At 63.2% G+C, this 25,125-nt stretch carries 25 protein-coding genes and 3 pseudogenes; 13 read left to right on the top strand and 15 right to left on the bottom strand.

The features are described 5' to 3' along the window. Nucleotides 1–281: 281 nt before the first annotated feature. Both parC and LB551_RS05245 read left to right on the top strand, forming a co-directional pair. The gene (gene parC / locus LB551_RS05250) at nt 282–2,534 is read left to right on the top strand and encodes a DNA topoisomerase IV subunit A (protein WP_224658446.1); all 2,253 of its coding nucleotides are present in this window, start codon (nt 282–284) and stop codon (nt 2,532–2,534) included. A gap of 243 nt (nt 2,535–2,777) precedes the next feature. Then, the gene (locus tag LB551_RS05245; RefSeq protein ID WP_140549110.1) at nt 2,778–3,977 is read left to right on the top strand and encodes an AI-2E family transporter; all 1,200 of its coding nucleotides are present in this window, start codon (nt 2,778–2,780) and stop codon (nt 3,975–3,977) included. Here the strand turns inward: LB551_RS05245 and LB551_RS05240 are convergent. The 3 genes from LB551_RS05240 to LB551_RS05230 form a co-directional block, all read right to left on the bottom strand. Next, entirely contained in the window at nt 3,965–4,861 is an 897-nt protein-coding gene (locus LB551_RS05240) for a DMT family transporter (RefSeq protein WP_224658445.1), read from the bottom strand. The two genes, LB551_RS05245 and LB551_RS05240, sit on opposite strands and share 13 nt — an antisense overlap. Before the next feature lie 126 nt (nt 4,862–4,987). Beyond that, on the bottom strand, nt 4,988–5,752 hold the full coding sequence (locus LB551_RS05235) for an arginyltransferase (protein WP_224658444.1): 765 nt from the start codon (nt 5,750–5,752) through the stop codon (nt 4,988–4,990). A 138-nt stretch (nt 5,753–5,890) separates the two neighbouring features. Further along, entirely contained in the window at nt 5,891–6,361 is a 471-nt protein-coding gene (locus tag LB551_RS05230) for an RDD family protein (protein ID WP_224658443.1), read from the bottom strand. Between the two features lie 201 nt (nt 6,362–6,562). Between LB551_RS05230 and sthA the strand changes: the two genes are divergently transcribed. Beyond that, nucleotides 6,563–7,951 carry a Si-specific NAD(P)(+) transhydrogenase gene (gene sthA / locus LB551_RS05225; RefSeq protein ID WP_224658442.1) on the top strand — a complete coding sequence of 463 codons (1,389 nt, stop codon included), beginning with the start codon at nt 6,563–6,565 and terminating at the stop codon, nt 7,949–7,951. A gap of 25 nt (nt 7,952–7,976) precedes the next feature. Here sthA and LB551_RS05220 read toward each other — a convergent pair. Continuing rightward, nucleotides 7,977–9,168 (bottom strand): annotated as a pseudogene (locus LB551_RS05220) (TCR/Tet family MFS transporter). An 80-nt stretch (nt 9,169–9,248) separates the two neighbouring features. Between LB551_RS05220 and LB551_RS05215 the strand changes: the two are divergent. Next, nucleotides 9,249–9,869 (top strand): TetR/AcrR family transcriptional regulator C-terminal domain-containing protein, encoded by a 621-nt coding sequence (locus tag LB551_RS05215; protein ID WP_224658441.1) that lies wholly within the window; start codon nt 9,249–9,251, stop codon nt 9,867–9,869. A gap of 24 nt (nt 9,870–9,893) precedes the next feature. On the opposite strand, the gene LB551_RS05210 is transcribed toward LB551_RS05215, so the two are convergent. Continuing rightward, nucleotides 9,894–10,553 (bottom strand): alpha/beta hydrolase, encoded by a 660-nt coding sequence (locus tag LB551_RS05210; RefSeq protein WP_224658440.1) that lies wholly within the window; start codon nt 10,551–10,553, stop codon nt 9,894–9,896. Between the two features lie 201 nt (nt 10,554–10,754). On the opposite strand from LB551_RS05210, the gene LB551_RS05205 reads away from it, so the two are divergent. Continuing rightward, on the top strand, nt 10,755–11,933 hold the full coding sequence (locus LB551_RS05205; RefSeq protein WP_224658439.1) for an OpgC family protein: 1,179 nt from the start codon (nt 10,755–10,757) through the stop codon (nt 11,931–11,933). A 15-nt stretch (nt 11,934–11,948) separates the two neighbouring features. Here the strand turns inward: LB551_RS05205 and LB551_RS05200 are convergent, their stop codons facing one another. After that, a complete protein-coding gene (locus tag LB551_RS05200; RefSeq protein WP_224658438.1) occupies nt 11,949–13,025 on the bottom strand; it encodes a LacI family DNA-binding transcriptional regulator in 1,077 nt (358 codons plus the stop codon). Nucleotides 13,026–13,188: 163 nt separating this feature from the next. On the opposite strand from LB551_RS05200, the gene LB551_RS05195 reads away from it, so the two are divergent. Next, complete coding sequence (locus LB551_RS05195) at nt 13,189–13,332, top strand: hypothetical protein (protein WP_224658437.1); 144 nt, start codon at nt 13,189–13,191, stop codon at nt 13,330–13,332. A 64-nt stretch (nt 13,333–13,396) separates the two neighbouring features. Then, nucleotides 13,397–13,549 carry a hypothetical protein gene (locus LB551_RS05190; protein ID WP_224658436.1) on the top strand — a complete coding sequence of 51 codons (153 nt, stop codon included), beginning with the start codon at nt 13,397–13,399 and terminating at the stop codon, nt 13,547–13,549. Between the two features lie 15 nt (nt 13,550–13,564). Here LB551_RS05190 and LB551_RS05185 read toward each other — a convergent pair whose 3' ends face one another. After that, on the bottom strand, nt 13,565–13,930 hold the full coding sequence (locus LB551_RS05185; RefSeq protein ID WP_140549100.1) for a DUF423 domain-containing protein: 366 nt from the start codon (nt 13,928–13,930) through the stop codon (nt 13,565–13,567). Between the two features lie 36 nt (nt 13,931–13,966). Further along, the gene (locus LB551_RS05180; RefSeq protein WP_224658435.1) at nt 13,967–15,220 is read right to left on the bottom strand and encodes a multidrug efflux MFS transporter; all 1,254 of its coding nucleotides are present in this window, start codon (nt 15,218–15,220) and stop codon (nt 13,967–13,969) included. Between the two features lie 118 nt (nt 15,221–15,338). Here LB551_RS05180 and LB551_RS05175 point away from each other — a divergent pair, with 118 nt between their 5' ends. Both LB551_RS05175 and LB551_RS05170 read left to right on the top strand, forming a co-directional pair. Next, nucleotides 15,339–16,004, top strand: coding sequence for a GntR family transcriptional regulator (locus LB551_RS05175; RefSeq protein ID WP_224658434.1), 666 nt, complete (start codon nt 15,339–15,341; stop codon nt 16,002–16,004). Nucleotides 16,005–16,134: 130 nt separating this feature from the next. Next, nucleotides 16,135–16,368: a DUF982 domain-containing protein gene (locus LB551_RS05170; protein ID WP_246670991.1), complete on the top strand. Its 234-nt coding sequence runs from the start codon at nt 16,135–16,137 to the stop codon at nt 16,366–16,368. 26 nt (nt 16,369–16,394) lie between these two features. Here the strand turns inward: LB551_RS05170 and LB551_RS05165 are convergent, their stop codons facing one another. Both LB551_RS05165 and LB551_RS05160 read right to left on the bottom strand, forming a co-directional pair. Then, nucleotides 16,395–16,541: a hypothetical protein gene (locus LB551_RS05165; protein WP_224622543.1), complete on the bottom strand. Its 147-nt coding sequence runs from the start codon at nt 16,539–16,541 to the stop codon at nt 16,395–16,397. 79 nt (nt 16,542–16,620) lie between these two features. Further along, nucleotides 16,621–17,664: an aldo/keto reductase gene (locus LB551_RS05160; protein WP_224658433.1), complete on the bottom strand. Its 1,044-nt coding sequence runs from the start codon at nt 17,662–17,664 to the stop codon at nt 16,621–16,623. Between the two features lie 239 nt (nt 17,665–17,903). On the opposite strand from LB551_RS05160, the gene ppk2 reads away from it, so the two are divergent. Then, a complete protein-coding gene (ppk2, locus tag LB551_RS05155; protein WP_140637792.1) occupies nt 17,904–18,824 on the top strand; it encodes a polyphosphate kinase 2 in 921 nt (306 codons plus the stop codon). A 51-nt stretch (nt 18,825–18,875) separates the two neighbouring features. Here the strand turns inward: ppk2 and LB551_RS05150 are convergent, their stop codons facing one another. From LB551_RS05150 to LB551_RS05130, 5 genes and pseudogenes are all read right to left on the bottom strand, one after another. Beyond that, a complete protein-coding gene (locus LB551_RS05150; RefSeq protein ID WP_224658432.1) occupies nt 18,876–19,523 on the bottom strand; it encodes a dihydrofolate reductase family protein in 648 nt (215 codons plus the stop codon). A 215-nt stretch (nt 19,524–19,738) separates the two neighbouring features. Beyond that, nucleotides 19,739–19,957: pseudogene (locus tag LB551_RS30020) on the bottom strand (DUF86 domain-containing protein); the annotation flags it as partial. Nucleotides 19,958–20,087: 130 nt separating this feature from the next. After that, the gene (locus LB551_RS05140; protein ID WP_140549093.1) at nt 20,088–20,384 is read right to left on the bottom strand and encodes a nucleotidyltransferase family protein; all 297 of its coding nucleotides are present in this window, start codon (nt 20,382–20,384) and stop codon (nt 20,088–20,090) included. Nucleotides 20,385–20,430: 46 nt separating this feature from the next. Then, nucleotides 20,431–21,462, bottom strand: a complete 1,032-nt coding sequence (gene hemB / locus LB551_RS05135) for a porphobilinogen synthase (RefSeq protein WP_140549092.1) — start codon at nt 21,460–21,462, stop codon at nt 20,431–20,433. 88 nt (nt 21,463–21,550) lie between these two features. Then, nucleotides 21,551–22,351, bottom strand: a pseudogene (locus LB551_RS05130) (DUF2066 domain-containing protein). A 225-nt stretch (nt 22,352–22,576) separates the two neighbouring features. Here LB551_RS05130 and LB551_RS05125 point away from each other — a divergent pair. From LB551_RS05125 to ldtR, 3 genes are all read left to right on the top strand, one after another. Further along, nucleotides 22,577–23,620 carry an enoyl-CoA hydratase/isomerase family protein gene (locus tag LB551_RS05125; RefSeq protein WP_224658431.1) on the top strand — a complete coding sequence of 348 codons (1,044 nt, stop codon included), beginning with the start codon at nt 22,577–22,579 and terminating at the stop codon, nt 23,618–23,620. Next, nucleotides 23,617–24,039: a DUF6163 family protein gene (locus LB551_RS05120; RefSeq protein ID WP_224658430.1), complete on the top strand. Its 423-nt coding sequence runs from the start codon at nt 23,617–23,619 to the stop codon at nt 24,037–24,039. The genes LB551_RS05125 and LB551_RS05120 overlap by 4 nt, the downstream gene beginning before the upstream one ends. A gap of 237 nt (nt 24,040–24,276) precedes the next feature. After that, nucleotides 24,277–24,792: a transcriptional regulator LdtR gene (ldtR, locus tag LB551_RS05115; RefSeq protein WP_008875359.1), complete on the top strand. Its 516-nt coding sequence runs from the start codon at nt 24,277–24,279 to the stop codon at nt 24,790–24,792. Nucleotides 24,793–25,125 lie beyond the last annotated feature (333 nt).

Genomic DNA, 25,125 nt, shown 5'->3' with positions numbered 1-25,125 from the left:
ATTATTTTTCAATTTTTGGCGCCATCACCCTTCAGTGACGAACTGGACGGGAAAAAGGCGCATCCCGCCACAATGGTCAAAAATCGCGGCGAAAGGCAAACCCGATCCGAACATGCTGGAGACCGGGCCGCCGAGCGTCGCGCTTCGCAATAGAGACGGCATGTAACGGATTGATGTTGGCTGGCGGGCTTGCCTGCGGCTTCGTGTTGCAGGGCAGGGCATGCACCCGCTTCAAGGCTTGCCCTCTTGCCGCGAATCACCCGCTCGGCTAGTTCCAGCCCATGGGAAAAAGGCTTTTGCCGCCTGACAATGGTGGCGGCGATCATATCGAACCGGTCGATCTGAAGAAGGCGCTGGAAGAGCGCTATCTTGCCTATGCGCTGTCGACCATCATGCACCGGGCGCTGCCCGATGTCCGCGACGGGCTGAAGCCCGTCCATCGCCGCATCATGCACGCCATGCGCCTGCTGCGCCTCAACCCCGACCAAGGCTTCGCCAAATGCGCCCGTATCGTCGGCGAGGTGATGGGCAAGTTCCACCCGCATGGCGACCAGTCGATCTACGATGCGCTGGTGCGGCTGGCGCAGGATTTCTCGATGCGCTACCCCTTGGTCGACGGCCAGGGCAATTTCGGCAACATCGACGGCGATAACGCCGCCGCCATGCGCTACACCGAAGCGCGCATGACCGATGTGGCGACCGAGCTGCTCGCGGGCATCACCGAGGATGCCGTCGACTACCGGCCCACCTACAATGAGGAGGACGAGGAGCCTGTGGTGCTCCCGGGCGCCTTCCCCAACCTGCTGGCCAACGGCTCGTCCGGTATCGCGGTCGGCATGGCGACATCGATCCCGCCGCACAACGCAGCCGAACTTTGCGACGCCGCCCTTCACCTGATCGAGCATCGGGACGCGCCCGTGGCCAAGCTGATGGATTTCGTCCAGGGCCCGGATTTCCCGACCGGCGGCATCATCGTCGACAGCCGAGCCTCCATCCTCGAAGCCTACGAAACCGGTCGCGGCGGCTTTCGCGTGCGGGCAAAATGGAGCCAGGAAGACCAGGGCAGGGGCACCTGGAGCATCGTCGTCACCGAAATCCCCTATGGCGTGCAGAAGGCGCGGCTGATCGAGAAGATCGCCGAGCTCCTGATGGCGCGCAAATTGCCGCTGCTCGAGGACATCAGGGACGAAAGCGCGGAGGACATCCGCGTCGTGCTGGTGCCCAAGAGCCGCTCCGTCGATCCCGGTATCCTGATGGAATCGCTGTTCAAGCTCACCGAGCTTGAAAGCCGCTTCCCGCTCAACATGAACGTGCTGTCACGCGGCAAGGTGCCTAACGTCCTGTCGCTGAAAGGCGTGCTGCAGGAATGGCTCGAGCATCGCCGCGACGTGCTGATCCGCCGCTCGAAACATCGCCTCGGCGAGATCGAAAGACGGCTGGAGATCCTCGCCGGCTACCTGATCGCCTATCTCAATATCGACGAGGTGATCAAGATCATCCGCGAGGAGGATGAGCCCAAGCAGGTCATGATGGCCCGCTGGTCGCTCACCGACACCCAGGCCGAAGCCATTCTCAACATGCGCCTGCGCGCCCTGCGCAAGCTGGAAGAATTCGAGATTCGCAAGGAATTCGACGGCCTCACCGCCGAAAAGAAGCAGATCGAGGCGCTGCTTGCGTCCGAAGCCAAGCAATGGGGGACGATCAAGTGGGAGGTCGCGAGCCTGCGGGAGAAATTCGGTCCCGAGACCGAGCTCGGCAAGCGCCGCACCCAGTTCGCCGATGCGCCCGAGCATGACCTGACCGACATCGCGCATGCCATGATCGAGCGCGAGCCGGTCACCGTGGTGGTTTCGGAAAAGGGCTGGCTGCGGGCGATGAAGGGTCATCTGACCGACCATTCTCAGCTTGCCTTCAAGGAAGGCGACAGCCTGAAACTAGCCTTCCATGCGCAGACGACCGACAAGATCCTGGTGTTCACCACCGGCGGCAAATTCTACACCATCGGCGCCGACCGGCTCCCGGGCGGGCGCGGCCATGGCGAGCCGATCCGCATCATCGTCGACATGGACAACGACCAGGACATCGTCACCGCCTTCGTCCACGATCCGAAGCGCAAGCTGCTGCTGGTCTCGCATGACGCCAACGGTTTCATCGTGCCGGAGGAAGAGGTCGTCGCCAACACCCGCAAGGGCAAGCAGGTGATGAACGTCAAGGCGCCCGACGAAGCCAAGCGCTGCGTGCCGGTCGGCGGCGATCATCTGGCCATCGTCGGCGAGAACCGCAAGATGCTGGTGTTTCCGCTGTCCGACATTCCGGAAATGAGCCGCGGCAAGGGCGTGCGGCTGCAGAAATACAAGGATGGCGGGCTTCTCGACCTCAAGCCGTTTACGCTGGAGACCGGTCTTTCCTGGCAGGATTCGGCCGACCGCACCTTCACAAGGTCGCGCGAGGAACTGGCCGAATGGATCGGCGCCCGCGCCTCCGCCGGCCGCATGGTGCCCAAGGGTTTCCCGAGGACGGGGAAATTTGGATAATTTCCCCCCTCGTGGGGGAGATGTCGCCGAAGGCGACAGAGGGGGCTCGACCGGACGCAACCTCATACTTGAACGGAGTATGCTAGCGCCTTACGCAGCGACCCCTCTGGCCTGCCGGCCATCTCCTCTCGAGGGCCCTCGTGGCGGAAATCCGCCGCTTCACCATCACGATTTGGACTATCGTCACGATTGCTGCACTATATCAGTGCACAGCAGCCGAATGGGCCGGGGAGAGACGAGCGTTTGAAGGAAGCGAAAATCCAGAGACCGGGGCAGCGCCTGTTCGGCCTGTCGACGCCGCTCAGGGCCGCCGTCATCCCACCGCTCTCGGCGGCGCGCTGGCTGCTCGTGCTGATCGTTGCCGCCGGCGTCTATTTCTTCCACGGCTTCCTGTTCCCGGTGCTGGCCGCGCTGGTCATCGCTTTCGCCAGCTGGCCGCTCTACCGGCGGCTTTTGGCCGGTGTCGGCGGCAACCGCACCATCGCCGCCACCTTCGCCATATTGTTCATCCTCGCCTTCCTGGTGATACCGATCGCGCTCGCGGGCACCTACGCCATCAACGAGGTGCGCGAATGGGTCGGCTGGGCGATCGAGACCAATCGGCACGGCGCCCCTACACCGCACTGGATCGCCACGCTGCCTGTCGTGGGAGAATGGCTGAACCAGCAATGGACGACCAATCTCGGCCATCCCGGCGGCATTGGCGAACTGATCCAGCTGGTCAGCGGCGCCAATATCGGCAGCATCTATCGCGGCGCCCTTGCCGCCGGCGGCAGCGCCTTCGGCCTGCTTTTGACGCTTCTGTTCATGATGATCGCGCTGTTCTTCGCCTATCGCGACGGCGAGCATTTCGCGGGCCAGGTCGACCGCCTCGGCGAGCGCATCCTGCCGACGAGGTGGGAGCGCATCTCGCGCGTCGTGCCGGCGACCATTTCCTCGACCGTGACCGGCATGACCGTCATCGCCATCGGCGAGGGGCTGGTGCTGGGTATCGCCTATTGGCTGGCCGGCGTGCCGTCGCCGGTGACGCTTGGCGCGCTGACCGGCGTCATGGCGCTGATTCCCGGCGGAGCGCCGCTCTCCTTTACGCTGGTTTCGATCTATCTCGCCGCCAGCGGCTCACCGGTGGCCGGCCTGGCTTTGTTCATCTGGGGCACGGTCGAACTGTTCATCGTCGACAAGACCTTGCGACCGAAGCTCGTCGGCGGACCGATAAAACTGCCCTTCCTGCCGACCTTTTTCGGCCTGATCGGCGGCGTCAAGACGATGGGCTTTCTCGGCCTGTTCATCGGCCCGGTGCTGATGGCGCTGCTGGTGGCGATCTGGCGCGAATGGCTGCGCGAGGTCGAGATGATGGACGAGATGCCTGCTTCCCCGGAACAGGAGGGCTCGCCGTCGCTGATAGAGATCGACGGCGAGGCGAAGAAGATTCAGGCAGGATGACGCACCGTAAGGGCGGCGCGGCGCCTGCGTCCGTCATGCAATTGCCACACCGAATGGACCACCAATGTGACGATCAGGATCGCGCCGCCGATCAGGCTGTTGCGCGATGGCGCTTCGGAAAAGATCAGCCATACCCACACCGGCGCCAGCACGGTCTCCAGAAGGTAGAACATCGCCACTTCCGGTCCGGAGATGTATTTGGGGCCGGCCGCCAGGCAGAAGAACGAGATCGGCATGATCACGGCGCCGTTGAAGATGATCCACCAGGGCGCGCTCACATGGATGCCTTCGCCTGACACCATGAAGGCCGCCAGCACGAGCGGCGGAACAACCCCGACCAGCGCCGTGAAGCCCATGTCCTTGCCGCTGGCCCGCGAAATGGTGATGGCCACGGAAATGAAGAAGGCCGAACACAGCGCCATGAAATTGCCGAACAGGTGTCCGGTGCCGACGGATCCGCCGACGATTACCAGCACGCCGAGGATCATGACCAGCATCGCCGCGAGCGTCACCGCCCGCGGTCTTTCCCGGAGAAACAACCAGGACAAGAGCGCGGCGAACACCGTGTTGAAGGCCAGGATGAACACCAGGTCGGCGGTCGAGGTGTGGAAGACGGCGGTGACGAAGGTGATCGAGGTCAGCCCGTAGCATATCGCGGCCGCCAGTCCCGACCAGCCTGGAATGAGCTGGGGCGCGTTTCGGCTCAGCGCCCGCCAGACCGCCCAGATGATCATTGCCGCGATGAAGGTGGTCCCTCCGCGCAAGAGCAGGATCGTCCATGCGCCGCCATCGGCGAGCCGGATCAGCGGAATGTCGACGGTCAGCGTCAGGCCGCCAATGGCGGTTATCAGAAGGCCCTTCTGGTGGTCGCTGTGGGAACTCATATGCAAACTTTCGTAATGAAATACGGACGGGGCGGCCGATCGGCGCAATGACGCACTCTCCCGCCAAGCGGCTGAAAGACCAGCATCCCCTGCGTTGAAACAGTTAAACGTGGATCTTGGAAAAACTCAGCGTGAGACCGCTTCGTTGGTGTAGCGCTCCCAGCCTTTCGGGCCGAGATGCTCCTGCGGCATGAAGCGCATCTTATAATTCATCTTGCGCGAGCCGTTGACCCAGTAGCCCAGGTAGACATGGGGCAGCCCCATCGCCCTGGCGCGGGCGATGTGATCGAGGATCATGAAGGTGCCGAGAGACCGCTCCTCGAAGTCGGGATTGAAGTAGGAATAGACCATCGACAGGCCGTCGGCCATCTTGTCGGTGAGCGCCACCGCGATCAGCTCGCCCTGTACCTTGCCGGTGATGAAGGTGTCGGGTCCGCGCCGGCGGTATTCGATGACCTTGGTGTCGACATGGGTGTCCTCGACCATCATGGCGTAGTCCAGAACCGTCATGTCCGACATGCCGCCGCGGCGGTGGCGGGCATCGAGATAGCTGCGGAACAGCGAATATTGTTCGGTCGAGGGCTCGGCATTGTGCATGGCGCCGACAAGATCGGAATTGTGCTGCAGCACGCGCTTCATGTTGCGGCTGGCGACGAATTCCTGCGCCAGGATGCGCACGGAGACGCAGGCGCGGCAGGTCTCGCAGGCCGGCCTGTAGGCGATGTTCTGGGAGCGGCGGAACCCGCCTTGCGTCAGGAGATCGTTCATCTCCGACGCCTTGTCGCCGACCAGATGCGTGAACACCTTGCGCTCGAACTGGCCGTCGAGATAGGGGCACGGCGACGGCGCGGTCAGGAAGAACTGCGGCGACTGGGTCGGGTGCTGCGTCATCGAGTCTCGGAAACACTCCTTCGAATCGCTCTACCTTTGGCGCGGAAAGCGAAAAATTCAACAGGATTGTGAAGGCGGGGCCATGTGGACGCCTTCACATTTGCGCCGACGCCGCGGCGATGCTTGCGAAAATGCCTCTTAGCGGCCGGTGCGGCTGACCACCGTGCCGAGCAGCAGGTCGTGCAGCGTGCGCTTGCGATCGGCAAACAGCGTCACCAGCAGCACCAGCGGCGACAGGATGACGTTGCCGGCCCAGAACAGCACCGAATGGACCACTGCCGTGAGCCCGTCGATCGGCCTGCCGTCGAGCCGGTCGAGCCGGATGCCCATCATCTTCATGCCCGTGGTCGCCTGGTCGGCGCTGCCAAGCGTGTTCCAGATGTAGAGAATCGCCACAGCCGGGACCAGGACGCCGAACAGCATCCAGCCAAGACCGAGGGTCAAAAGCCCGAGGAAAAACACCAGTATGGCGACGGGGATGGTGAGCAGCGCGACAATGACATAGTCGATCATGACCGCCAGGACACGGCGCGTGCGCACGCCTTCGTAGGCCCTGACGTCGTCGAGCCTGGTGTTGATGATTTCGCCGTCGAGAACGCGAGCGTTCATGTCATTTCCTCGTAACAGGGGCCTGCTTAGCCTGCGCCCCACCTGCTGGGAAAATGGTAAAGGCTGATGACGGAATCAAGATCGGGCCTTTGCCGGTAAGCAAGGCGGGCGAAGCGGCCGGCGGGCCGGTTGAATTCGCGCCTGACATGGCGTTAGCTTGTTGCGGCGCACCAAAAGCGCCGAGGGGCAGGGACGGGCAGGATGGACTACGACATGCTGGTCATTGGCAGCGGCCCTTCCGGCCGTCGTGCCGCTGTGCAATCGGCCAAACTCGGCAAATCGGTATTGGTCGTCGACAGGGGGCGGCGCCTGGGCGGCGTTTCCGTGCACACCGGCACCATTCCGTCGAAGACGCTGCGCGAAACCGTGCTCAATCTCTCGGGCTGGCGCGAGCGCGGCTTCTATGGGCGCGGCTACCGGGTCAAGCAGGACATCTCGGTCGGCGACCTGGTCGAGCGCCTGCACAAGACACTCGACCACGAGGTCGAGGTGCTGCAGCACCAGTTCATGCGCAACACGGTCAAGAGCGCCCGTGCCGCGGTGAAATTTCTCGGGCCCAACAGGGTCAGCCTGACATCGGACAATGGCGACTACAGCGAGGTCGGCTTCGCCAATGCGCTGATCGCCGTCGGCACGAGGCCGCACCGGCCGCGCGACGTGCCGTTCGACAAGAGCCGCGTGTTCGACAGTGACGAGATGCTCGAGCTTGACCGCTTGCCGCGCACGCTGACGGTCATCGGCGCCGGCGTCATCGGGGTCGAATACGCGACGATCTTTTCGGCACTCGACGTGCCGGTGACGCTGGTCGAGCCGCGCAACACGATCCTCGATTTCGTCGACCGCGAGATCGTCGACGACTTCATCCACCAGATGCGCGACCGCGGCATGACCATCCGGCTGGGAAGCGCCGTGAAGGAGATCGCCTCGAGGCCCGACCATGCAGAGGTCACGCTGGCCGACGGTCGCACCATACGTTCCGAGATCGTGCTCTACGCCGCGGGCCGCACCGGCAATGTCGGTAGCCTCGGCCTCGACGCGGTCGGCATCGAGGCTGACTCCAGGGGACGCATCAAGGTCGATCCGCATACCTTCCAGACCAGCATGCCCAACATCTACGCCGCCGGCGACGTGATCGGCTTTCCGAGCCTGGCCTCCACCTCGATGGAGCAGGGCCGGGTGGCCGCCTGCCATGCCTTCGGTGTGACCTTGCCGCCGGCGCCGGAAACCTTCCCTTATGGCATTTACGCAGTGCCAGAGATCTCCACCGTCGGCCAATCCGAGGAACAGGTGCGCGAGAGCGGCGCCGCCTACGAGGTTGGCGTGGCGCGTTTCCGCGAGACCTCGCGCGGCCACATCATGGGCGTCAACACCGGCTTTCTGAAGCTTCTGTTCTCGATCGAGACGCGCCGCCTGCTCGGTGCGCATATCGTCGGCGAGGGCGCCACCGAACTGATCCACATCGGCCAGGCGGTGATCAATCTGGGTGGCACGGTCGACTTCTTCGTCAACAATACATTCAACTATCCCACGCTGGCCGAGGCCTACAAGATCGCCGGGCTGGACGCCTGGAACAGGATGGGGCAGGGATAGTCCTGCCGCCGGCGCACTATTATCCTCACTCCGCCGCCTCCCGTTTGGCCGTGGGCGATCCGGTTGCAAGCAGCAGGGGCAGGCAGAGGACATAGAGGGTCGCGCCCGCGACCCACACCATGCCTGGGAAGACCATTCGAGTGCGAAAATAGAGCATGGCGATGACGAGTGGTCCGAACACCGAGACCAGGCTCGTCATGCTGGTGAGCACACCTTGCAATCGCCCCTGGTGATCGGCGCCGACGCGTGACGTCAGCAACGATTGCAGCGCCGGGGCTCCGATGCCGCCGAGACAGAAAAGCGGCAACAGCGCGAACGCCATCCAGCCTTGCCAGGCGAGCGCGATCGACACATAGGCCGTGCTGTCGGCAAGGATGGCGACCATGAGCGCTCGCCTTTCGCCCCAACGCTCGGCGATCGGTCCGGCGACGAAACCCTGGGCCGCGGCATGGAAGAGGCCGAACAATGCCAGCGAGATGCCCACGGTGAAAAGGCTCCAGCCGAATTTGTCCTGCACGTAGAGAACCCAGACGGTGCCGCCGACTTCGCCGACAAGGCCGAGCACGGCAAAGGCGCCGAGCAGCGGCAGGAGGGCCGGAAAAGTCAACGCCCAACGCAGCGGCGCCAGCGGGTTGAACGACAGCGGCTCGCCTGTGCCGCCGACCCGCTCCGGCTCCGGCAGCAGAAGGAAGGCCAGCGCCAGATTGATGCCGGTGAACCCTGCCGCCGCCAGGAAAGGCGCGCGCAGCCAGAGATCGCCGAGCAGGCCGCCGAGGGCCGGACCGGCGATGAACCCGACGCCAAAAGCGGCGCTCAGATGGCCGAAGGCGCGGGCGCGCCGCTCTTCGCTGCTGATGTCGACCATATAGGCGGAGGCCACCGCCATACTGGCGCCCGTTATGCCGGCGATCAGTCGGCCGACGAACAGCAGCGGCAGCGACGGCGCGAAGGTCATGAACAGATAATCCAGCATCGACCCGGCAAGCGACAGAAGCAGCACCGGCCGGCGGCCGTAGCGGTCCGACAACGCGCCGAGCAGGGGCGAAAACAGCACCTGCATGGCGGCATAGGCGGCCAGGAACGCGCCGAAAATCCAGCCGATGTCCTCGACATGGCCAAACCTCGCGCAACAGCCCCGGCAGCACCGGCATGATCAGCCCGATGCCGGCCGCGTCCAGCGCCATTGCCGTCAGCACGACGAGATAGGCCCTTTTCATCGAGATGCTTCTTTCCTAAAGTTTATCGGTGATAAGGTGGCGTTTATCACCGATAAAATGGACGGGCAAGCGAGGTGCATATGAAGCTGGACAAGGCGCTGATCGTCGCGCTAGCGCTCGAGCTGTTGAACGAAGTCGGCATCGATGCGCTCTCGACGCGGCTGCTGGCGCAGCGGCTCAAGGTCCAGCAGCCGGCGCTTTACTGGCATTTCAGGAACAAGCGCGCCCTGCTCGACGCAATGAACGAGGAGATTCTGCGGCGCGGCCATGACCATCGAGCGCCACTGCCGGGCGAGAGCTGGCAGGAATTCGTACGCAACAACGCCCGCAGCTTCCGCGGCGCCTTGATAGCCTATCGCGACGGTGCGCGCGTCCATGCCGGTACCGAGGCCGATCCGGGCGATCTCGAACATGTCGAACGGTTGCTCAACTTTCTGCGCGAGGCCGGCATGCCTTCCGTCATGGCCATGCGGTTGCTGATGATCGTCGGGCGCTACACGGTGGGCTGCGTCCTCGAGGAACAGGCAGAATATCCGGCCGGCCCAGGTCGAGGTGCGGCGCTCGATGCCAAGGCAAGCGGTTACCCGCTGCTCAGCCAGGCCCTGGCCGATTATCGTGCGGGCGGTCACGAGGCGCTGTTCGAAAGCGGCCTCGACTTGCTGATTGCCGGGGCGCAGGCGGGCATCGCTGAACCGGGCTAAGCGCGGCGATCCGCGTCTTGCCCGTCAGGCGACAGGAACGGGCGGGGCAAGCCATTGCCGCACGATCGCGACATCGGGATCGCCGATTTCATGGCCCGAAGCGACGATACGCGCATCGACCTGGGCACCGCGCTGGCTGAGCAGCGTTACCAGCGCCGGCGCGAAGGGTCCGTAGGTCAGGTCGGCGGCGCCGGCGACGATCAGCGCCTTGATGCCGGTCAGATCGGTTGCCGGCGTCTCGTCCAGCACCGGCATCGGCCGCAGCAGTGCCGCCCGTCCGACAAGGCCGGGATGGAGCAGCATCAGGCTGGAAACCAGATTGGCGCCGTTGGAATAGCCGAGAAAAGCCGTGCGCTTCGGATCGATCCGGTGCCGCTCCATGGCCGCGGCCACGAACCGCGCGAAAGCGGCCGTCTCACGGCGGATGCTGGCCTGCTCGAAGCTGGTCGGCGTGATCCGCTCGAACCAGCGGAAGCCGTCATCCTGGACGATGCGGCCAAGCACGGCGATCAGGCAGGCATGCGGCGCGATCTGCCTCGCCAGCGGCACCAGGGTCGTCTCGTCGACACCCGATCCATGCAGCAGGAACAGGCAGTCGTCGCTGGCTCCGCCGGATCCGAAGAAGCGGTAGGGGAAGGTCAGATCTAGCCGCGGCAGGCCGTTTTCGAGGCTTGTATCGCTCATGCCGCATCCTTTTGATTATATTTCGTTTCGCTCAATTTGCCGGCTTCAAAACGCAATATTTTCATGCTCCGCGAAAGTTGATTGAACCGGGCGCATTTCAGTCCGTTTCTGCGCCGATATACTCCATCGCGGAGGAATCGAAGCGGTGCGCCGGGGGTCGCATTGCTGGGCATGAACAACCAGCTTTGAGGCCTTTTGTCGATGACCACCCCAGTTCCAACCGAGCGCGATACGCGCATCGATGTGCTGCGTGCGCTCGCGCTGCTGACGATCTTCGTCGACCATGTGCCGGGCACGGCTTTCGAGACGCTGACCTACAAGAATTTCGGCTTTTCGGATGCGGCGGAGGCTTTCGTGCTGATATCGGGCATTTCGGTCGCGCTCGCCTATGGCACGAAGTTCCGCCGGGGAGGCCGGCTGCTCGCGACGCTGAAGATGTGGCGGCGGGCAGGCGTGCTCTACATCGCCCATATCGTCACCACGATGGCGGTGATGGCGTTGTTCTGTGCCGCGGCGGTGTTCGGCCATAGGCCGGAACTGCTGAAGCTGATCAACATCGAACCGCTGATGAAGGACACGCCCGAGGTGGTGGTCGGCATCGTCACGCTCGGCCACCAGCTCGGCTACAACAACATACTGCCGGTCTACGCGGTGCTGCTTTTGCTGGCGCCGGCCTTCTTGCTGTTCATCAGCTACAGGCCGCTTGCAGCGCTGACCGTGTCCGGCCTGCTATGGCTTGTAGCCGGCATCTGGCAGATCGCCCCACCGAACTATCCCGAGCCCGGCCTGTGGTTCCTCAATCCGCTGTCCTGGCAGTTCCTGTTCAACATCGGCCTTGCCGCCATGCTGCATGTCAGGCGCGGCGGCGTCATTCCGGTCAACCGTTGGCTGATCGGTGCCGCCGCCGCCTATGTGCTGGCCGCGCTGGCATGGGTGCATAGTCCGCTTTGGGGGCAGGTGACCTGGTTCGACCTGCCGGTGGTGCTGACCGGCTTCGACAAGACATTCCTGTCGCTCCCGCGGCTGCTGCATATCCTGGCGGTCAGCTATCTGGTGGTGGCACTGCCTGTGGTCTCGAACCTGTTTCGCACCGGCCCCGACCATCCGCTGGCGATACTCGGCAAGCGCTCGCTGCCGGTGTTCATCGCCGGCACGCTGATCGCTATGGTCGCCCAGGTGATGAAGCTGATCAATCCCGGCGGCCTCGCTTATGACAGCCTGTTGCTCGCCGCCGGCATCGCCATGCAGTTCGCGCTCGCCTTCTATCTCGAATGGTTGTCGACCATCGGCGGTTCGGGGAAAGCCAGGACGACGCAAAAGGACGCCAAGCCCGTCCAGGCGTCTTACGGTATCTCGGCCGTGGCAAGAGCCAACCGCTGAGGTCGGCGAGCCGGTTCAGCGGCGCGGTGGAGCCGAGGAGGCGCGCACGATCAGTTCGACCGGCAACAATTGCCGGCTGACCTTGCCGTCGCTTTCAAGAATCGCCTTGACCGCAAGCCGGCCCATCTCGGCGATCGGCTGTGCGACCGTGGTCAATGGCGGCTCGGATAGCGCTGCCTCGGGAACGCCGTCGAAACCGATGACTGAAACATCATCGGGAACGTTCAGCCCGCGCGCGCTCAGCCATTCAAGTGTTGCCAAGGCCATTCTGTCAGACATCGCCAGGATAGCCGTTGGTGGCTCGCGGGAAGCAAAGATCGTTTCCAGCCCCGCCTTTGTGGTGGCGGCATCGTTGGCGGTTTCGTAGACGGGCACCTTGGATGTATCGATGCCAACCCGCGAAAGCTCCCGGAAATAACCGGTGAGGCGATCGCGTGTCCCCGCATAGGCTGCGGCGCGAAGCTCCTCGGGCGAAATGAGGCCTGTCCTGTCATCGGCGAAAGGCAGCGCCAGCACGGCAAAGCGGCGATGCCCGAGATCCGTAAGATGACGTGCCGCCAGGCCGGCGCCGGCGATGTTGTCGACGCCGATCGCCGCGACGGACCCATCCTCCGAATCCAGGTCGAGCGCCACGAAGGGCAGCTTGCGCTCACGCGCCAATTCGACGAGGCGCGAGCCTCCTTCGATGCAGAAGACGATGAAGCCGTCGACAAGGGCGCTCTGGATATTCCAGGCAAGCTGTTCGGTGTTGGCGGCCGAGACTAAGGAGATGCCGGCCCCGGTCGCATCGCAGGCCTGCGAGATGCCCGCCATCATCACGCGCGCGAAGGGATCCTCGAAAAAATAGGAGAGGGGCTCCGCGGTGGCGACGCCGATGGCGTTGACCTTGCCGGCCCGCAGCAGGCGGCCCTTGGGGTCGGGGCCGGCATAGCCCATCGCCTCGGCCGTCGCGCGAACGCGTTCGCGGACTTCTTCGCGCACGATCTCGGGGCGGCTGAAAACATTGGAGGCAGTGCCATGCGAAACACCGGCGGCCTTGGCGATGTCGGCCAGCCGGACGGGTCGTCGATTGCCTGCGGTGAGTGACACCATTTGTGCGTGCCTCCTGATATGCATTTAGCACGTTCCCGATTTGCATCTAGCACTTTCGTTGGATCGATTCAAATTTTGCTTGACCGGCGGCTTCCATAGGCCTATCTTTGAATCGATCCAATTCAGGCTTGCCTGCTGGATCAAATTAGATGGGAGGTGCGCCATGCATCCTGTTAACTATCTGTTCGAAGACATTTACCGCGACGACTGGAGCATCGGGTCGGCCGCCAAAGTGTCCAAGCGCCGCGGCGGAACAAGCCCGTGGATTCGCGATCTGCGCTTCCTGGTGGCGCGCAAGCGGAGCTGACTGGCGTGAATTTTTTGCGCCGGCTGATTGGATCGATTCAATTAAAGTCAAAAGGAGAAGAGCCATGCATCCGATGAAGCATCTGTTCGACGACATCTATCGCAATTATTGGGGCATCGGCCCGTCCGCGGAGCGGCCAGAGGCTCCGCCGCGCCGCGCGAAGCTCTCGGCGCGCAACCGCGATCTTTGGATCCGACTTGAACGTCGCCGGGATTGAAACCGGCCGCGCATCTCAGGGTCGCCGACGCACCACGGCGGAGACAGCTATGGCCAGCCAGCCTGCGATGAGCAGGGTGCCTCCGATCGGCGCCGACATCGGAAACAGCCTCGATCCCAGAAAATCGCGGGCAAGAAGATCGCCCGTGAAAAGCACGAGCCCGACGAGCAGCACCAGGCTGGCTATCCGCAGCGGGCGATTCGCGTCGAGGAGACCGACGGCCAGAAACGCCGGTGCGTGCATCAGCAGGAAGGATGCCGCCGTACCGGTGAAGGCGCCGCCGAGATGCGCGGCGGCCGCCGACAGCGCCACTCCTGCCGCGCCAATAAGGCCTGCGGCGAGCACAAGCAGACGGCTGCCGGTCGTTTCGGCCAGGTTCATGTCGACGCTCCTTCGCTTGATCGGCTGGGCAGCTTGTCAGAGCTTGCCCGCTTCCATCAACATATGCCGCGTCCGCCGCGCCTGGACAATCCAGTTGTAGACCGCGCCGAGCGCCATCAGCACCGACGTGCCGAGAAACACCGCCCGCATGCCGAAATGGCCGCCGACGAAACCGCCGGCAAGCGGTCCGGCCACCTGCCCGACATATTGGGCCGAGATGGAAAGGCCAAGCACGTTGCCGCCGACGCCGTCGGGAATGTTGTGGCGGATGACGCTGGTGATGCAAGGCAGCAAACCGCCGAGCGCCAGGCCCATCAGGAAGCGCAGCCCGATCAGTTGCCAGCCGTCGGTGACGAAGGCCTGTGGAATGAGCAGCAGCGCCGACACGGCCAGCGCGCCGACGACGACGTTCCAATGACCGACGCGATCGGCGAGCCTGCCAAGCCATGACGCCGACAGAATGGCGCCAAGGGCTGCCGCCGACATCACCACGCCGGCAACGAGCGTCACCCGGCTCTGGTCCTCGATCAGCTGCTGCACATAGACGGTGATGATCGGTTCGATCGACATGGTGGCGAAGGCCAGCAGCATGCCGGTCGTCAGCATGGCCACGACCGGACGCTTGTCGGCAATTTGCGACCAGCCGCTCTTCGGCTTTGCCGCCGTCGCGGCCTTGCTTGCTTGCGGGCGCTGGTTCTCCTTGATCAGGAATGTCGTCGCCAGGAAGGCAAGGAAGATGACGCCGCCGGACAACAGAAAGGTCGCGCGGATACCGATTACCGGCGGCAGCGCGCCGCCGAGCAAGGGGCCGACCAGCGAACCCGCCGTGATGCCAGCGGACAAGACACCGAGCGCCCAGCCGGAGCGGTCCTTCGGCGTCTGCATGGCCACCAATATGGTCGAGCCGGAGGAATAGCCGCCGGCAAAGCCGATCAGCAGGCGCAGCAGCACCAATTGCCAAACCGTCTCGACCATTCCGGTCAGCGACATGCAGATCGCCATGCCGAAGGAGGCGCGTACCAACATCAGCTTGCGGCCGTAGCGGTCGCCGAGCCGTCCCCATAACGGCGCAACGAGCGCCGCCGCGAAGAAGGTCGCCCCATAGGCGATGCCCGACCATTGCACGATCGCCGCATGGCCCTCGACGCCCAGTTGCTCGACATAGAGCGGCAGGAACGGCAAGAGCAGGGTCATGGCGATGAGCGTGCTGAACGAACCCGCGAAGCAGACGGCGAGATCGCGCCGCCAGTGGATGTTGTAGCCGCCCTGTGCCGTATCGTTCTGCGTCATGTCGTGCCTGCGTGTGTCAGGGGATTGTTGTGGATACCGTTTTGGGATACCAAGTCGGTATCCGTCATGGACCCACAGCCCGACCGCTGTCAATGCGGCACGTGAAAAGGCAACAACGATGTCCCAGATGCACAATGTCGAACGGCAGCTCCGCGAGATGATCCTTGGACTTGAGATCGGCCCGGGTGAGAAACTCACCGAGCGCTGGATCGAAAGCCGCTTCGGCGCCTCGCGCACGCCGGTCAGGGCTGCGCTGCTGCGGCTCGAAACCGAGGGGCTGGTCGGCAGGGACGGGCGCGGCTGGACGGTCTCGCCCATCAACCTGGCCGAACTCGAGCAGATCGCGGTCTACCGCGAAGCGGTCGAGGTCGCGGCCTTGCGGCTGACATGCGGGCTTGCCGACAGAAGTGCCATCGATGTCGTCGAGGCTATGCTCGTCTCCTGCGACGACGACACTCCGCGCGAGGAATGGCATCGCGTCGGTATGGATTTCCACATCGAGCTGGCACGACTGTCCGGCAATGAATTCCTGTTTCGAGCCGTCCGCGATGCGATGACCAGGCTTTCGCGCGCCCGTTGGCTGGAGGTACGCGATGGAGCGGCCCTTGGCCGCGCGTGGTCCGAGCATCACGCCATCCTGGCCGCCGTGCGGAGCGGCGATGCACAGGAAGCCGCGCGCTTGCTCTCGGAGCATATCGTCGGCAGTCGCGACCGTCTGTTGACGTCGCTGGCCAATGATCGCCGCGGCCTTCGCGCCAGGGGATTTGCCGTCGTGGCGGCATAATGCAGCCTGCAGGGCAGGCCACTCGCCGCCGAAAAAAGGACCGCCGGCCCCGAGCCCCACTTTCGGCCTCGCTTCGCGGACGCCGATGGCGTAGGACCGGGCGATGGAAAACAACCGATTTGAAGTACCCGTGACCGTCAAATCAGTCACGGCGGGAAGTACACAGCTCTTACGCTCGGCCCGCGAGGCTTCCGACTATCTCATGAACAGCTGGCCCGGCAAGCGCACTCCCAAGCATCGCGCGGCGCTGCAGGCCTGCCACGATGCGCTGGCCGGCGACAAGCCGGCCATGAACGCAAGGCGCGCCTTTATCGCGGCGGCGCGTGAAGTGGACGTCTTCGTCAGCGACAAGGCGCCGGCCTGATCCAGGCGGATTGCCGCCGCGCGCCGTCACTCCTCTGTTTCAGTCTCGGCGTCAGTCTCGGGTTTCGAACGCTCCCGCGCCGCAGCCTTGGCCGCCAGCTTTTCGGCCTTCTTGGCCGCCTTCTGGCGATCGCGTTCCTTGCGTTCCTGATCGTAATTTGGTGCTCGTGCCATGGCGGCTCCTTTTTGCTGTTCTTGTGGGCTGACTACGCGTCGTTCGCCTTCCGACGTCTCGGAGCCGGCATCAGGGTTCCTATAAGCTGCTTCGGTCGATCACAAGGTCGGCGGCGCCGAAACGTTCCTTTGCCGTCAGCTGCTGATGCCAATAGGGATAGAGCAGGGGCGGGCGGCTGACCGCGTCGAGACGGTCACGTTCCTCGCCGGTCAGCGTCAGGCCGGCCGCGGCGATATTGTCCTTGAACTGGGCCTCGTTGCGCCCGCCGATCACCAGCGAGCTGACGGCCGGCCTGCCAAGCAGCCAGGCAAGCGCCACCTGTGCGGCGGATACGCCGCGGGCCTTGCCGATTTCGACCAGCACATCGACGATCCGCCACAGCCGGTCCTCGTCGCGGATCGGCGGTTCGGACCACCCGGCGATCTGGCGCGCGGTCGGGCTGTCGCGGTGATATTTGCCCGACAGCAGGCCGCCCGCCAGCGGACTCCACACCAGCACGCCCAGCCCTTGGTCGACCGAGATCGGCAGAAGCTCGTATTCGGCTTCGCGTGCCTCGAGCGTGTAGTGGATCTGCTGGGTGACGAAGCGCGGTTGATGGCGGCTGTCGCTGATGGAGAGCGCCTTCATCACCTGCCAGCCGGAATAGTTGGAGCAGCCGACATAGCGGATCTTGCCCTGGCCGACCAGTGTGTCGAGCGCGGCGATGGTCTCTTCGAGTGGCGTCACGCCGTCCCATTCGTGCAGGAAATAGATGTCGATGACGTCGGTCTTGAGCCGCTTCAGGCTCTTCTCGCATTCGCGGATCAAATGATAACGCGACAGGCCCTCGTCATTGGGGCCATCGCCCATGCGCATGCGCGCCTTGGAGGCGATCAGCACGTCGCTCCTGCGCTTGCCGCCGAGCGCCTCGCCGATGATCTCCTCCGAGAGGCCGCTCGAATAGACATTGGCCGTGTCGATGAGATTGATGCCGGCATCGATGCATAGATCGATCATGCGCTTCGCCTCGGCGAGATCGCTGTTGCCGACAGCCGCGAAAGGGCCGGCGCCGCCAAAGGTCATGGTGCCCATGGTCAGTGTCGAAACCTTCAGGCCGGAACGGCCGAGAGTGCGGTATTCCATGTCAGTCCTCGCGATTGAGTAGAATGGCCCGATAGGGTTGCTGGATTTGTAGGACAATCCGCGCGGCTTGTCGCCCTCCGGCCCCGCACACCGATGAGCGGCCGTGGCGTGCCCCTGCAATAAAACCGTCATTGTCGGCCTATACTCAGTCGGTCAGGGTGTTGCGCGCCGCCGTCAGGACGCGGCCAGTGCGCCCGGCCGTTGCCGGAGGCGGCAGCTTGCAGATGGAGCAGCACGAGATGAATGAATCCATACCCAAGTCCGGCGCCAGGGACTGGCTGGAAGCCGAACTCGCCGACACGCTCGACGAGGACTATGAACTGGAGATGTCGGAACCGGCGCTGTCGTTGGAGATCGCCAGGATCTACAAGAACGCGCATCCGCCTTCTATCGACCGCATGCAGTATTTTCGCGACCTGATCGGGCTGCAATCCGAGCTGATCAAGCTGCAATCCTGGGTCGCCTACCACAAGAAGAAGCTTGTGGTGATCTTCGAAGGCCGGGATTCGGCAGGCAAGGGCGGCGTCATCAAGCGCATCACCCAGCGGCTCAACCCACGCATCTGCCGCGTCGTGGCGCTTCCGGCGCCGACCGAGCGCGAGAAGTCGCAATGGTATTTCCAGCGTTATGTGCCGCACCTGCCGGCCGGCGGCGAGATCGTTCTGTTCGACCGCTCGTGGTACAACCGTTCCGGCGTCGAGCGGGTGATGGGTTTCGCTGGGCCCGATCAGGTGGAGGAATTCTTCCGTGACGTGCCGGAGTTCGAGCGCATGCTGGTCCGCTCGGGCATCACGCTGGTCAAATACTGGTTCTCGATCACCGACGAGGAACAGCAGATGCGCTTCCTGATGCGCATCCACGATCCGATGAAGCAGTGGAAGCTGTCGCCGATGGACCTGCAGTCACGGGTGCGCTGGGAACAGTACACCAAGGCCAAGGAAGAGACCTTTGCCCGTACCAACATTCCGGAGGCGCCCTGGTTCATCGTCGAGGGCAACGACAAGAAGCGAGCGCGGCTGAACTGCATCGACCACCTCTTGCAGCAGGTTCCCTACGAAGAGGTGCCGCACGAGGAGATCACGCTCCCCGAGCGCGTCTTCAATCCCGAATACGAGCGCCAGGTGCTGCCGCGCGAGCTCTACGTGCCGGAGAAGTATTGAGGCGGGTGAAGCTGCGATCTCCCCCACGAGGGGGAGATTACGCTCCCCACCTTACGCCCGCTTGATCACCACATGCGTGGCAAGCGGCGTCGCTACCTGTTCGCTGCACTGATAGCCGAGCTTCGGCAGATCAATCCCGGCGAAGAGGTGCTCGCCGGAGCCGAGCAGCACCGGCGAGATCGCCAGATGCATCTCGTCGATGAGCTTCTCCTGAAGATATTGCCGGACGGTGGCGACGCCGCCGCCGACCCGCACATCGCTACCATTGGCCGCTGCCCTTGCCTGCTCGAGCGCCGAATGGATGCCATCCGTAACGAAGTAAAAGGTCGTGCCGCCTTCCATGACGATGGGCTCGCGCGCATGGTGCGTCAGCACGAAGACAGGCACATGATAGGGCGGGTTGTCGCCCCACCAGCCCTTCCAGTTTTCGTCGGGCCATTCGCCGCGGATCGGCCCGAACATGTTGCGGCCGAGGATCCAGGCGCCGACATTCTCGAAGCTGCCCGCCGCGAACGCGTCGTTGGTATCGGTGGTGCCGCCATCTTCTCCGAGCACCATCTTGCGGAAGGTGCGGGTACCAATCATCCATTTGTGCAGGGCTTCCCCGCCGACGCCGAGCGGGTTCTTCAAATCCTGGTCGGGACCGGCACCGTAACCGTCGAGCGACAAGGTGAATGCATTGACGCGAAGTTTGGACATGGAGGCTCCTCAGACTGATTGTAAATTGCAACCAGTATGGAATAACGCAACCGATTGCATATTGCAAGCTGTATTCCCATTGCTGTGACGTGGTGAACTGCCGGCGGTTAGCGGCAGCACCGCCAATACGCTTAATGCTTCTGACGAAGGTGACCGGGATGCTTGTGCAGCAGGCAGCTGCGGAGTGGCCGCAGCCGGCCCGCGAGGAAATGCAGCTATTTGCCTTGCAAAGCCTTGAGGATTCGCTCGATGGCCAGGCGTAGCGGCGGTAGGCTGTCTGCAACTACTGCCCAGACGAGAGCTTCGGACGTCTTGTGATATTCGTGGCGTAGAATGTTGCCTATTCCACGAACCTGTTTCCAAGGGATTTCTGGAGCAAGAATGATCAAATCGTCCGGGATATGCCGCGTGGCTTCAGAAATAATCTCGATGCCGCGCTCGACGCCATGGCGAAGTAGCCAGCTGTTACGAAAATTTCGAGAGTCTTGCCCGCGGTGGCAGCGTCGATGCCATCCAAGGCCGTCATGATCTCGGCTAGGATTGGCTCGATCCGGCGGGCTCCCATCAGAATACGCACACGGCCGATCGCTCGATCTCGGCTTTCAACATCGGATGAAGGCTATCGCGTGTGGTGAGGTCGATCTCCGCCGAGATATTCTCTTCGAGAAATTGCTTGATACCCACCAGATCGATCAGCGAAAACCGCCGCGTCGGATCATAGTCGATGAACAAGTCGAGATCGCTGTCAGTGTTCCCACTGTCGCGTGCGATGGATCCAAATAGGTAAAGCGATGTCGCGCCCATGCCTCGGATGGCATCCGCGTTTCTCCGCAACCGTTCGATGATCTCATCCTTGCGCATGATTCATTGTAACGGATTAGACTGAAATTCCAAACGATCAGACGGCTTAACCCCTCAGCATCGCCGCCACCTCAGGGGCGAAATAGGTGAGGATTCCGTCGCAGCCGGCACGTTTGAAGGCAAGAAGCGATTCCAGCATGGCCTTTTCGCCGTCGATCCAGCCATTGGCGCCCGCCGCCTTGATCATCGAATATTCGCCCGACACCTGGTAGGCGAAGGTCGGCACCGCAAATTCGTCCTTCAGCCTTCGGATGATATCGAGATAGGGCAGGCCGGGCTTGACCATCAGCATGTCGGCGCCTTCGGCCAGGTCCTGCTCGGCCTCGCGCACCGCTTCGTCCGAATTGGCGTGGTCGATGTAATAGGTCTTCTTGTCGCCCTTGAGCAGACCGGCCGTGCCGACCGCCTCGCGGTACGGCCCGTAGAAGGCGGAGGCGAATTTCGTTGCATAGGACATGATCGCCACGTCCTGGAAACCGTTTGCGTCGAGCGCATCGCGAATGGCGCCGATGCGGCCGTCCATCATGTCGGACGGCGCGATGATGTCGGCGCCGGCCGCGGCCTGGATGACGGCTGCCGCGGTCACCTGTTCCACCGTCTCGTCATTGACGATGAGACCGTCACGCAGGATGCCGTCATGGCCATGGCTGGTGAATGGGTCGAGCGCGGCGTCGGTGATGACGCCGATTTCAGGCACCGCGTCCTTGATCGCGCGCGTGGCGCGGTTGATGACGTTGTCGGGATCGAGGATATGTGAGCCGGTCTGGTCGCGCAGCGAAATGTCCACATTCGGAAAGGTGGCGAGCGCGGGGATGCCGAGCTTTGCCGCGCGTTCGGCCTCCTTGACGGCAAGGTCGATCGACAGGCGGAAGACGCCCGGCATGGCGGCGATAGGCTCGCGCACTTGTCTGCCGTCGACGACGAAGATCGGCCAGATCAGGTCGTCGACGGAAAGCCTGTTCTCCTGCACCAGGCGCCGTGACCAGTCGGCCTTGCGCATGCGGCGCAAGCGGCGGCTGCCGGTGATGTCGTCGACGCTGCGCGCGCCGGCAGGTTTTGCGGGGGTGAATCTGTTCATCGCCAAAACTCTCGTTTGGCGGGCTTTTATCACGCACCCGTGGTGCTGACCAATGCGACACGTTTGTGCCAGCGATCCGGTCGGGTCCCTATTCGGGTTGCCCGTTGCCCGAAAGGATCTGCGCCGCACCGCGCATGCCGACACGGAACGCCTCGTCGAAGCCGACGCCGCGCACTTGCCAGGCGTAGGTCTTGCCGGCCTTCGCCAGCCGCCAGTGGGCAATCCAGCCGAACTGCTTGTCGCTCCAGACGATGCTGCCGGAAAGCGCCTGATCGGCGCCGGCCATTTTCGCAACCGTGTCCAGCTTCGCCATGTCGGCGTCGCGCATGGTCCTGTCGTCCAATCCTGCCTTCGACAGCAGCGCCGCCGTGGGGAAGGCCACCTGCATGGCGATCGGCGCGGCGGCATTGCCGAACGACTCGCGCATCAGCACGCCGCGCTCGTCATCGGCATCGAGCGCGAAATGCCCGACGCCGCGCTCGGTCGACAAGAACACCGCCAGCCGTGGCCGTTCGGTCAGCCACGGCCTGCTGCCGAGCGAAGCCAGCACCGGATCGATTACCGCCGGGCTGTACTGTCAGTAGAGATTGTGAGGCCGATCATAGGTGCCCTGATCGTCATGGTTGGGAATGCCTTCCATGCGATCGCGGTAGCGAAAGCCCGCCACGAAGCTTGCGGCTCTGTCGCGCAGCGCCGCCATCTCCGGTTTCGCCGGCAGGCGCTGGTCGCCGGAGACCCGGACCAGAACAGCGTCGAGGCAACGTTTGAAGCCAGCCTGGCGGTTTTTCTCATACCGACCATTGACGATGGTCTGCGACTGGTAAAGCTCGGCGAGGCTTGCCGCCAGGGTCGGTTGCAAAGCCAGGCAAATGACGATCAGCCCGATCATCATCGGCACGAGGCGCGCAAATCCAGCCATGAGCCACACCCCATTGGAACCCGCTACAGCTGCGCCGTCGCCATGCGGTTCCCGGCGTTGCGGCCACAACGGCTCTTTTTAGCACTGGGCTCCGGCACGAGCCAAGACGCGCTGTCAGCATGCCGGCATTGACGCGGCCATGCGCCACGCTTTAGCACTTCAGTCCCGGCGGAGCGGGGGAGGGATTCTTTCACGATGGATTTTGGCGGAGGCGACGAGATCCGCTTCGAACATCTGGGTCGGGCCGGCATCGTCACGTTGACGCGGCCGCGGGCGCTCAACGCGGTCACTCACGGGATGGTCAATGCGCTCGCCAAGGCATTGCACGCCTGGGAGCGGGACTGGAGCGTCGACGCCGTCGTCGTCAAGGCCGAGGGCAGGGCGTTTTCGGCCGGCGGCGACATTCTGCACATCTACGAGGCCGGCCGGGCCGGCAAGCCGCCCGTCGAATTTTTCGCCGACGAGTATCGGCTGAACGCCCAGATCGCACGTTTCAAGAAACCTTATGTGGCGCTGATCGACGGCATCGTCATGGGCGGCGGCGTCGGCATCTCCTTTCATGGATCGCACCGGGTGATGACGGAAAATGCCCAGTTCGCCATGCCGGAGGTGGGCATCGGCTTTTTCCCGGATGTCGGCGCCAGCCACCTGCTGCCCGATCTTGGCGGTTCCTTCGGCATGTATCTGGCGCTGACCGGCAATCGCATCCGCTATGGCGACGCGTTGTGGTCCGGGCTGGCCACGCATACGATCAAGGCGCAGGACCAGGCAGGCTTTCTTGACCAGCTCGCCGCTACCGGCGATCCAGAATCGGTGCTGCGCGGCTTCTTCATTCCGGCGAAGCGCGAGACGGAAAGGCGCGTGCTGGAGGCGATCGCCCGTCATTTCGCGCAGGCCTCGCTTGCCGATATCATCGGCAGCCTGGAGCGCGCGGCAGGCAGCGACGACTTTGCCGCAACGACCCTGGCGACGATCTTGACCCGCTCGCCGACCAGCCTTCGTGTCGCCTGGCGCCAGATCACTGCCGGCCTGACGCTGCCGATGGACCAATGCATGAAGATGGAGTTCCGCATCCTCAACCGGATGCTTGCGGGCCACGATTTCTACGAAGGCATACGCGCCACCATCATCGAAAAAGGTTCCAAGCCGCAATGGATGCCGGCAACCCTCGATGCGGTCGACGATGCCGATGTCGATGCCTATTTTGCCTCGCTCGGTGAACGGGAACTCCCGCTATGAGCGAGGTGACGTCCAGACGCGTCGTGCTTCAGCCCTCGGGGGTGGAGGTTATCTTCGCCTGGTTCCAGCGGATCATATCAGGTTACTGCCTATTGTTCGGCATTCTGTACTGGGTCAGGCTGATCGGCTTCTATCCCGGCTCGCTGTGGCGCTTCGACCTGATGCCGGTCCACTGGCAGGTGACGGCGGTGATGCTCGCCGTGTTTTTTCCCTTTGCCGCCGCCGGCCTATGGATGCTGGCCTCCTGGGGCCCGGTGATCTGGTTCATCTGCGCCGTGACGGAGATCGTCATGTATGCCGGTTTCCCCGAACTCTTCGGCCACCGTCCGCTCATCGTCGTCTCGCATGCGAGCGTGGCGCTGCTCTATGTCGTTTTCCGCCTCGTCATCTATCTACAGAAGCGGTCGCCGCGGACCTGAGACCGGCACGCGCCGCCCGCCTTCCGGCGGATCAGATTTCGCCCTGAAATCATTGGCTAAATCTTTAGGTTAATTATCCTTCCTCGAGTGACCGTTCGTTAAGCGTCTTGCGAAACCTATTACCGGTAAGCTCTTGTTAGCCTTGGCGTTTAAGTCGAATTTTATGAGTATTCGATAGTGTCGCGATCAAGGTGAAAAACAAAAAATCACCAGGGCGACAAACGAGAGGCAAAGACAATGATCAATTCGCGTCCGGCGGCAAAGACCGCCAACGTTTCCGACGATCGCCGCGAGGCAATCCGTTCGCTGTACATGGAATCGCTCCAACTGGTCGAGCGCCTGCACCGCCGTCTGCTCGACGTGATCAAGGACGAGTTCGACCGCAACGGCCGTTCCGACATCAACGCCATCCAGGCCTTGCTGCTCTTCAACATCGGCAATTCGGAGCTGACCGCCGGCGAGCTGCGCTCGCGCGGCTACTATCTCGGCTCGAACGTCTCCTACAATCTCAAGAAGCTTGTCGATCTCGGCTTCATCAACCACCAGCGGTCGCGCATCGACCGCCGTTCGGTCCGCGTCTCGCTGACGCCGAAGGGCAACGAGGTGGCGGAGGTGGTCGCCGGTCTCTACGAGCGCCATGTCGGCTCGATCGAGCAGGTCGGCGGCATCAACACGGACGAATTCAAGCAGATGAACCGCGCCCTGCAGCGCCTCGACCGCTTCTGGAACGACACCATCGCTTACCGGATGTGAGCCAAGTCCAGGACTAGAAGCCGCGCCACAGAAGCGCGGCAGCAACAGCGACCTCCAGTCAGGGCCGGTGCCGAAAAGCATCGGTCTTTTCTTTTCGTTGCGTTGGCCGAAGCAAATTGCGGGCCAAGGCCACGTTGCCGCCATATTCCAATGGAACCGAAGATGGCAGTGATGCTGTGGTGAAGGCCATGGGTTCACCCGCAGCCGCGTAGCCTTGCGCGTTTTCACACCGAGGTGATGCGGACCATGGTTGGCTAATTGTTAAGATTGCCAATTTTAGAGTGCGGGCGAGATCGCCCGATGATCAACGCAGCAAGTGTCGAACTGCTACAA

Source organism: Mesorhizobium sp. BR1-1-2 (assembly GCF_020165435.1).
Lineage (GTDB): Bacteria > Pseudomonadota > Alphaproteobacteria > Rhizobiales > Rhizobiaceae > Mesorhizobium.
This window is presented reverse-complemented; position numbering and strand designations above follow the sequence as displayed.

Bases quoted from the DNA above. Each gene is read 5' to 3' on its own strand.
- ppk2 (WP_140637792.1), top strand. From the start codon at position 17,904: ATGAATGAATCCATACCCAAGTCCGGCGCCAGGGACTGGCTGGAAGCC.
- LB551_RS05180 (WP_224658435.1), bottom strand. From the start codon at position 15,220: ATGACGCAGAACGATACGGCACAGGGCGGCTACAACATCCACTGGCGG.
- LB551_RS05175 (WP_224658434.1), top strand. From the start codon at position 15,339: ATGTCCCAGATGCACAATGTCGAACGGCAGCTCCGCGAGATGATCCTT.
- parC (WP_224658446.1), top strand. From the start codon at position 282: ATGGGAAAAAGGCTTTTGCCGCCTGACAATGGTGGCGGCGATCATATC.
- sthA (WP_224658442.1), top strand. From the start codon at position 6,563: ATGGACTACGACATGCTGGTCATTGGCAGCGGCCCTTCCGGCCGTCGT.
- LB551_RS05205 (WP_224658439.1), top strand. From the start codon at position 10,755: ATGACCACCCCAGTTCCAACCGAGCGCGATACGCGCATCGATGTGCTG.
- LB551_RS05140 (WP_140549093.1), bottom strand. From the start codon at position 20,384: ATGCGCAAGGATGAGATCATCGAACGGTTGCGGAGAAACGCGGATGCC.
- LB551_RS05200 (WP_224658438.1), bottom strand. From the start codon at position 13,025: ATGGTGTCACTCACCGCAGGCAATCGACGACCCGTCCGGCTGGCCGAC.
- LB551_RS05235 (WP_224658444.1), bottom strand. From the start codon at position 5,752: ATGACGCAGCACCCGACCCAGTCGCCGCAGTTCTTCCTGACCGCGCCG.
- LB551_RS05165 (WP_224622543.1), bottom strand. From the start codon at position 16,541: ATGGCACGAGCACCAAATTACGATCAGGAACGCAAGGAACGCGATCGC.
- LB551_RS05215 (WP_224658441.1), top strand. From the start codon at position 9,249: ATGAAGCTGGACAAGGCGCTGATCGTCGCGCTAGCGCTCGAGCTGTTG.
- LB551_RS05185 (WP_140549100.1), bottom strand. From the start codon at position 13,930: ATGAACCTGGCCGAAACGACCGGCAGCCGTCTGCTTGTGCTCGCCGCA.
- LB551_RS05240 (WP_224658445.1), bottom strand. From the start codon at position 4,861: ATGAGTTCCCACAGCGACCACCAGAAGGGCCTTCTGATAACCGCCATT.
- LB551_RS05150 (WP_224658432.1), bottom strand. From the start codon at position 19,523: ATGTCCAAACTTCGCGTCAATGCATTCACCTTGTCGCTCGACGGTTAC.
- LB551_RS05230 (WP_224658443.1), bottom strand. From the start codon at position 6,361: ATGAACGCTCGCGTTCTCGACGGCGAAATCATCAACACCAGGCTCGAC.
- hemB (WP_140549092.1), bottom strand. From the start codon at position 21,462: ATGAACAGATTCACCCCCGCAAAACCTGCCGGCGCGCGCAGCGTCGAC.
- LB551_RS05195 (WP_224658437.1), top strand. From the start codon at position 13,189: ATGCATCCTGTTAACTATCTGTTCGAAGACATTTACCGCGACGACTGG.
- LB551_RS05160 (WP_224658433.1), bottom strand. From the start codon at position 17,664: ATGGAATACCGCACTCTCGGCCGTTCCGGCCTGAAGGTTTCGACACTG.
- ldtR (WP_008875359.1), top strand. From the start codon at position 24,277: ATGATCAATTCGCGTCCGGCGGCAAAGACCGCCAACGTTTCCGACGAT.
- LB551_RS05120 (WP_224658430.1), top strand. From the start codon at position 23,617: ATGAGCGAGGTGACGTCCAGACGCGTCGTGCTTCAGCCCTCGGGGGTG.
- LB551_RS05210 (WP_224658440.1), bottom strand. From the start codon at position 10,553: ATGAGCGATACAAGCCTCGAAAACGGCCTGCCGCGGCTAGATCTGACC.
- LB551_RS05190 (WP_224658436.1), top strand. From the start codon at position 13,397: ATGCATCCGATGAAGCATCTGTTCGACGACATCTATCGCAATTATTGG.
- LB551_RS05125 (WP_224658431.1), top strand. From the start codon at position 22,577: ATGGATTTTGGCGGAGGCGACGAGATCCGCTTCGAACATCTGGGTCGG.